Source organism: Micromonospora maritima (assembly GCF_902825405.1).
Lineage (GTDB): Bacteria > Actinomycetota > Actinomycetes > Mycobacteriales > Micromonosporaceae > Micromonospora > Micromonospora maritima.
Genome location: NZ_CADEAU010000022.1, coordinates 20,882 through 27,090 on the forward strand (window position 1 = coordinate 20,882; position 6,209 = coordinate 27,090).

The following is a 6,209-nucleotide window of genomic DNA, read 5'->3' on the forward strand; positions in this document are numbered from 1 at the left end:
GTCACCTAGGGTGGGCCCATGACGGCTCGTCGCTCGCCGCTGGCGATGATGGTGCTGGCCCTCCTGGTCGAGGAGCCGATGCACGCGTACCGGATGCAGCAGCTCGTCCGGGAGCGGGAGAAGCAGGACGTGGTCAACGTCGCGCAGCGCAACAGCATCTACCAGGCCATCGAGCGGCTGCGCCGGGACGAGCTGATCCGGGTCGCGGAGACCACGCGCGCGGAGGGTCGCCCGGAACGCACCGTGTACGCGCTCACCCCGGCCGGTCGGCGCGCCCTCGACGGATGGCTCGCCGAGGCGCTCGCCACCCCCGCGCGGGAGTTCCCCGAGTTCCCCGCCGCCCTGTCCTTCCTGCCCATCCTGCCGCCGGAGGAGGCGGCCCGACGGCTCGACCAGCGCGCCGAGGCGATCGAGGCGCGGCTGCGCGAACGCGAGGCGGCGCTGGGCGCCGTCGACCTGCCGCGACTCTTCCTGGTCGAGGACGAGTACCAGCTCGCCCTGCTCCGCACCGAGCTGGACTGGGTCCGCGGCCTGGTGGCCGACCTGCGCTCGGGCGTGCTCACCTGGTCGGGCGACTGGCTCGCCGACTGGACCGGAGCCCCGGCCACCTGACCTGCGGCGACACGGGGCTGTGGCGAACGCCACGTAAGCGCTCTGACCGATCGGTCAGGTGCTGACCGATCGGTCAGGCATGCTGGACCACATGGCACGCGCGACCCCGGCCACCCACGACGAGCTGCTCACCGCGGCGGCCCGTCGGTTCACCGTCACCGGCTACAAGGGCACCTCGTTGCAGGACATCGCCCGCGAGGTGGGCTGCTCCAAGGCCACCGTGCTCTACCACTTCGCCAGCAAGGACGCCCTGCTCTGCGAGCTGATGGCCCCGGCCATCGCGATGCTGGAGGAACTCGACGCCCGCCTCGCCGGGCGCACCGGCGCGGACGCCCAGCGGGTCGCCGCCGAGGGCTTCGTCGACCTGGCGGTCGGCTTCCGCCGGGAGATCGCCCTGCTCCGGGGCGAGTTCCCGGACCTGCTCCAGCAGCCGGCCTTCGCGCACATCCAGCAGATCTCCGAACGGCTGGTCGCCGCCTTCGCCGGCTTCTCCGACCGGCCGGCGGCCCGCGTCGCCGCGCTTGTGGTCCTCGCCGGAATCGCGGAGACCTGCGGCGAGTTCCTGGACATCCCCGACGAGGAGCTGCGACCCGCGCTGCTCGCCGTGGCGCACCGCGCGCTCGAACCCACCACCTGATTGCACTGTCCACCCCGAGGACGAAGGAAGGTCCATGGCGACCCTGCTGTACCGGCTCGGCCGGGCATCCCTGCGCCGGCGGCGACTCGTCGCCGTCGTCTGGCTCGTCGTACTCGTCGGTCTCGGCCTGGCCGCGGCCACCCTGAAGGGCCCGACGGCGAGCAACTTCACCATGCCGGGCACCGAGTCGCAGAAGGCGATCGACCTGCTCGCCGACCGCTTCCCGGCGGCCAGCGGCGCGACCGGCACCATCGCGGTGAAGGCGCCCCAGGACGGTGCGCTCACCACGCCGGCCGGTCAGGCGGTGGTCGGACAGCTCACCCAGGAGGCGGCCACGCTGCCCGGCGTGGTCGGCGCGGTCGACCCGTACCAGGCCCGGGCGCTCACGCCCGACGGCCGGTACGCGCTGATCCAGGTGCAGTTCGCCGGCCGGGCGGACGACGTCACGACCGAGCAGCGCGACGCGTACGAGAAGGTCGGCGCGCAGGCCGAGGCGCAGGGTTGGCAGGTCGCACCCGGCGGTGAGGTGCTCAACGGCGAGCCGGAGGTCGGCTCGACCGAGGCGATCGGCGTGCTGGTGGCGGCGATCGTCCTGATCATCACGTTCGGCTCACTGGTGGCGGCCGGGATGACCATGCTGAACGCGCTGATCGGCGTCGGCGTCGGCATGGCCGGCCTCTTCGCGCTCAGCGGCGCGGTCGAGCTGACCAGCACCGCCCCGATCCTGGCGCTGATGCTCGGCCTCGCGGTGGGCATCGACTACTCGCTCTTCATCACCTCCCGGCACCGGCAGAACCTGCTCGACGGGCTCTCCCCCGAGGAGGCGGTCGGCCGGGCGGTCGGCACCGCCGGCTCCGCCGTGGTCTTCGCCGGCGCGACGGTCGTGGTGGCCCTGGCCGGCCTGGCCGTGGTGGGCATCCCGTTCCTCACCGTGATGGGCCTGGCCGCCGCCGGCACCGTCACCGTCGCCGTGCTGGTGGCGATCACCCTGGCCCCGGCGCTGCTCGGCTTCGCCGGCCGCAAGGTGCTGCCGCGCAAGCTGCGCAACCGGGAGGCGGTCGCGGACCCGGGCACGGGCTCGGAGGACCGCTCCGGGTTCGGGTTCCGCTGGGCGCACTGGGTGACCCGGTTCCGCGTCCCGGTGATCCTGGTCGGCCTGCTCGGCCTCGGGCTGCTCGCGATCCCCGCCCAGGACATGCGCCTGGCCCTGCCGGACGCGTCCGCCGCCGCCGAGGGCACCCCGGCCCGGGTCAGCAACGACCTGATCCAGGAGGGCTTCGGCCCCGGCTTCACCGGCCGGCTCGCGGTCGTCGTGACGGCCGACTCCCCGCAGGCCACCCAGGCGGCCGTGCCGCAGGTCACCGCGCTGATCCAGAAGACCGACGGGGTGCTGGCGGTGGCCCCGCCGCAGCGCGACCCGTCCGGCCGTACCGCGCTGCTCGGCGTGATCCCGAAGACCGGGCCGACCGACGAGGCGACCGAGACGGTCGTGCACGACATCCGCGAGCAGGTCGCCGGCATCCAGAACGCGGAGGTGCTGCTCACCGGCGTCACCGCGATCGGCATCGACGTGTCGGAGAAGCTCTCCGACGCCCTCCCGGTCTACCTGCTGCTGGTGGTCGGCCTGTCCGTGCTGCTGCTCATGCTGGTGTTCCGGTCGATCCTGGTGCCGGTGAAGGCGGCGCTGGGCTTCCTGCTCACCGTGGCGGCCACGTTCGGCATCACGGTCGCGGTGTTCCAGCAGGGTCACCTGGCCGACCTGGTCGGTCTCGACACCCCGGCCCCGCTGGTCAGCTTCCTGCCGATCCTGCTCATCGGCATCCTGTTCGGCCTGGCCATGGACTACGAGGTCTTCCTGGTCTCGCGGATGCGCGAGGACTACGTGCACGGCGACACCGCGCGTCAGGCCACCATCAACGGGATGGGCCACGGCGCCCGGGTGGTCACCGCCGCCGCGCTCATCATGATCTCGGTGTTCGGCGGCTTCGTCTTCCTGGAGGACCCGATCATCAAGTCGATGGGCTTCGCGCTCGCGATCGGCGTCGCCATCGACGCGTTCGTGGTCCGGATGACCATCGTCCCGGCGGTGATGTCGCTGCTGAACAACGCCGCCTGGTGGCTGCCGCGCTGGCTGAACAAGATCCTGCCCAACGTGGACGTCGAGGGTGAGGGCCTGCGCGCCCACCTCGCCGAGCGCGAGCCCGCCGAGGTGAGGTGAAAGGAGGGGCCCCCTGTTAACGCCTGGCGCATAACAGGGGGCCCCTCCCAACGCCCCACCTCACACACCGGCCGGGTACGTCTCCATCTCGCCGGGCGTCACCAGCGCCGGCAGCGGGTGCAGCGCGGTCGTCTCGTCGCACCAGACGAACGCGTCGTACCGCTCACCGAGCCGGGTCGGCACGTAGTTGCCCCAGGACTCGAAGCTCGGGTCGTACACCACCCCGATGGCCCGGTGGTCGGCCTCGCCGGTCACCCACTCCGGCTGGTCCCCGCCGCCGAAGACCAGCACCGCCCGGTCCGGCATCAGCTCGTGCAGCCGGTGCTCGACCGACCCCTCGCGGGCCGGCGGCACCACCATCGTCTCGGCCGGCGAGCCCCAGCGCGGCGCGGCGATCACGCTGCCCCGCCAACTGCCGAAGCCGATCAGCGCCACCGCGTCCCGGCCGTGCCGTTCCCGGGCGAGCTGGCCGATGTTGACCATGCCGTCCGCCGCCATCTCGGTGGCCCGGGCGTCCCCGACGTGCGTGTTGTGGGCCCACACGACGCCGCGCGCCTCCGGCCCGTACCGGTCGAGCAGTCGGTCCAGCGTGTCCGCCATGTGGATGTCCCGGACGTTCCACGACTCCGGCCCCCCGCCGACCATGGCCCGGTAGTAGCGCTCCGCGCCGGCCACCACCTCCGCGTTCTGCCAGGCCGAGAAACGGTCCGGGCCGTCCGCGGCGGCCTGTTCCCGGGTACGCGCGAGCAGCCGGACCACCTCCTCCTCGCACCGGGCGGAGACGAACCGGCTGGCCGTCCCGTACTCCTCGACCCGCTTGCCGTACGGCTCGAAGCAGCGGTACGCCTCCTGGGCCGCCTCCAACGAGGCCGGATCCTCCTCGCCCAGGTAGTCGAAGATGGCCTGCATCGACTCCCAGAGCGAGTAGACGTCGAGGCCGTGGAATCCGGCCCGCTCCCCCTCCGGCCGCTCCAGGTTCCAGGCCCGCAGCCAGCGGCAGAAGCGGGCCACCTCGGCGTTCGCCCACATCCAGGTGGGCCAGCGTTCGAACCGTTCCAGCGCGACGAGCGGATCGGCCAGCCCGCCCGGCGCGCCCACCACGGACCGGTGCACGCGGTCGCAGTCCGGCCAGTCCCCCTCCACCGCCACGAAGTCGAACCCCTGCTCGGCGATGAGGCGCCGGGTCACCTGCTCCCGCAGCCGGTAGTAGTCGTAGCTGCCGTGCGTCGCCTCGCCGATCATCACGATGCGGGCGTCCCGGACGCGTTCCAGCAGGGGGTCGAAGTCGCTCGGCGCGCCGAGCCGCTGAACCAGCATGCCCGCGGCTACCCGGGACCGGTCGGGGCAAACCGGCGGTCCGGGGCATGCCGCCCCGCCCAGCGGGTAGCCGCGCGGCATGACCGTCAGCGGCGCGCAGTTGCAGGAGTTCCTGGCCGGGCTCGACTACCCGGTCTCCCGGGAGGACCTGGTCCGGTGGGCCCAGGAGAACGGCGCCAGCACCGAGACGCTCCAGACGCTGCGGACGCTGCCGGCCGAGGAGTTCGGCACCGCCGCGGAGCTGGGCGAGGCGCTGGTGGTGGTGACCCGTTAGGCGGGACCCCATCCGTCACCTGGTCGCGTGCAGCAGCCGGAACAGCACCAGCCACTGCTCGGGCCAGACCAGCCCGACCGGGGTGTCCGGCGCGACCCGGGCGGCCCGCAGCGCCCCGTCCACCCGCCGCCCGGAACGGACGGCGCGCAGCGACGCCGCGAGCGAGCCGCCGACGCCGCCGAACCCCAACTCCACCATCCGCCGGTACGCGGGCAGCGCGTCCGGCGGGAGCAGGGGCACGGCGCGGCGCTCCAGGCGCAGGATGCCACCGTCCACGGCCGGCACCGGCCGGAACGCGTCCCGACGCACCCGCCCGGCCAACCGCCAGTGGTACTCGGGCCAGGTGGACACCGTCAGCCGGCTCCACCGGCCGTGGTCGCCGGTGCGCTTGCGGGCGTAGTCGAGCTGGGTGAGCAGCGTCGCGGCGCGCAGTCCGGGCGCGGCGAGGCACCACCGGACCACCGCCGCGGTCAGCGACCAGGGAATGTTGCCGACCACCGAGAACGGCTCGTCGGGCGGGGGCACGGCCAGGAAGTCGGCCGCCCGGATCTCGACGTGCGGCAGCCGCGCGCAGGTCGCCGCCAGTTCCGGCAGCACGGTCGGGTCGACCTCGTACGCGACCAGCCGGCCGCAGCGCGCGGCGAGCGGCCGGGTCAGCTGTCCACGTCCGGCGCCCACCTCCAGCAGCAGGTCGTCCGGGTCGGGTCGGGCCGCCCGGACCATCCGTGTGACGGCGGCCGGATCGGCGAGGAAGTTCTGGGACAGTACGCGACGGGACCGGTCGCGTGCGGTGGGTCGGCGGGGCGCCACGGGTTCGTCCTGTCTGTCGCCGGACGGCGACGGGTACGGACCGCTGCGCGGGTGTCCACACCGGAACCGGCGGGCCCCGCGGGGCATGCCGGAGGCCGACGGCTTCGGTCGAGCCGGCGTGGATCGGTCGGGCGGTCCGAGCGGATCGGGACTCGGACGGCCCTGGAGGATTGGTCGGGACGCGGACCGGCCGGACCACCGTGCCACCTCGGCGAGGTGGGGTGGCCCGTGACCGCCCGACGCCGCCACCGGCGAGGTGGCGCGATCGGGCACACCACCTCCGGGAGGTGGCGGGACCGGCCGGGCCCGCGCCGGGGAGGCTCGGCGGCCGGTGGTCGGGT

The 6,209-nt window shown here is 73.8% G+C and carries 6 protein-coding genes; 4 read left to right on the forward strand and 2 right to left on the reverse strand.

The features are described from left to right. Nucleotides 1–18: 18 nt before the first annotated feature. The 3 genes from HUW36_RS04835 to HUW36_RS04845 all read left to right on the forward strand — a co-directional run bounded on the left by HUW36_RS04835 (nt 19) and on the right by HUW36_RS04845 (nt 3,467). Nucleotides 19–612 (forward strand): PadR family transcriptional regulator, encoded by a 594-nt coding sequence (locus tag HUW36_RS04835; protein WP_217428774.1) that lies wholly within the window; start codon nt 19–21, stop codon nt 610–612. A 91-nt stretch (nt 613–703) separates the two neighbouring features. Beyond that, the gene (locus HUW36_RS04840; protein ID WP_174527002.1) at nt 704–1,249 is read left to right on the forward strand and encodes a TetR/AcrR family transcriptional regulator; all 546 of its coding nucleotides are present in this window, start codon (nt 704–706) and stop codon (nt 1,247–1,249) included. 34 nt (nt 1,250–1,283) lie between these two features. Further along, a complete protein-coding gene (locus tag HUW36_RS04845; RefSeq protein WP_174527003.1) occupies nt 1,284–3,467 on the forward strand; it encodes an MMPL family transporter in 2,184 nt (727 codons plus the stop codon). A 60-nt stretch (nt 3,468–3,527) separates the two neighbouring features. Here HUW36_RS04845 and HUW36_RS04850 read toward each other — a convergent pair whose 3' ends face one another. Further along, the gene (locus HUW36_RS04850) at nt 3,528–4,784 is read right to left on the reverse strand and encodes an erythromycin esterase family protein (protein WP_174527004.1); all 1,257 of its coding nucleotides are present in this window, start codon (nt 4,782–4,784) and stop codon (nt 3,528–3,530) included. Between the two features lie 79 nt (nt 4,785–4,863). On the opposite strand from HUW36_RS04850, the gene HUW36_RS04855 reads away from it, so the two are divergent. Then, on the forward strand, nt 4,864–5,058 hold the full coding sequence (locus HUW36_RS04855; RefSeq protein ID WP_174527005.1) for a DUF2795 domain-containing protein: 195 nt from the start codon (nt 4,864–4,866) through the stop codon (nt 5,056–5,058). Nucleotides 5,059–5,073: 15 nt separating this feature from the next. On the opposite strand, the gene erm is transcribed toward HUW36_RS04855, so the two are convergent. Continuing rightward, complete coding sequence (erm, locus tag HUW36_RS04860) at nt 5,074–5,868, reverse strand: ErmE/ErmH/ErmO/ErmR family 23S rRNA (adenine(2058)-N(6))-methyltransferase (RefSeq protein WP_174527006.1); 795 nt, start codon at nt 5,866–5,868, stop codon at nt 5,074–5,076. Nucleotides 5,869–6,209: the final 341 nt, after the last annotated feature.

Bases quoted from the DNA above. Each gene is read 5' to 3' on its own strand.
- HUW36_RS04835 (WP_217428774.1), top strand. From the start codon at position 19: ATGACGGCTCGTCGCTCGCCGCTGGCGATGATGGTGCTGGCCCTCCTG.
- HUW36_RS04840 (WP_174527002.1), top strand. From the start codon at position 704: ATGGCACGCGCGACCCCGGCCACCCACGACGAGCTGCTCACCGCGGCG.
- HUW36_RS04845 (WP_174527003.1), top strand. From the start codon at position 1,284: ATGGCGACCCTGCTGTACCGGCTCGGCCGGGCATCCCTGCGCCGGCGG.
- HUW36_RS04850 (WP_174527004.1), bottom strand. From the start codon at position 4,784: ATGCTGGTTCAGCGGCTCGGCGCGCCGAGCGACTTCGACCCCCTGCTG.
- HUW36_RS04855 (WP_174527005.1), top strand. From the start codon at position 4,864: ATGACCGTCAGCGGCGCGCAGTTGCAGGAGTTCCTGGCCGGGCTCGAC.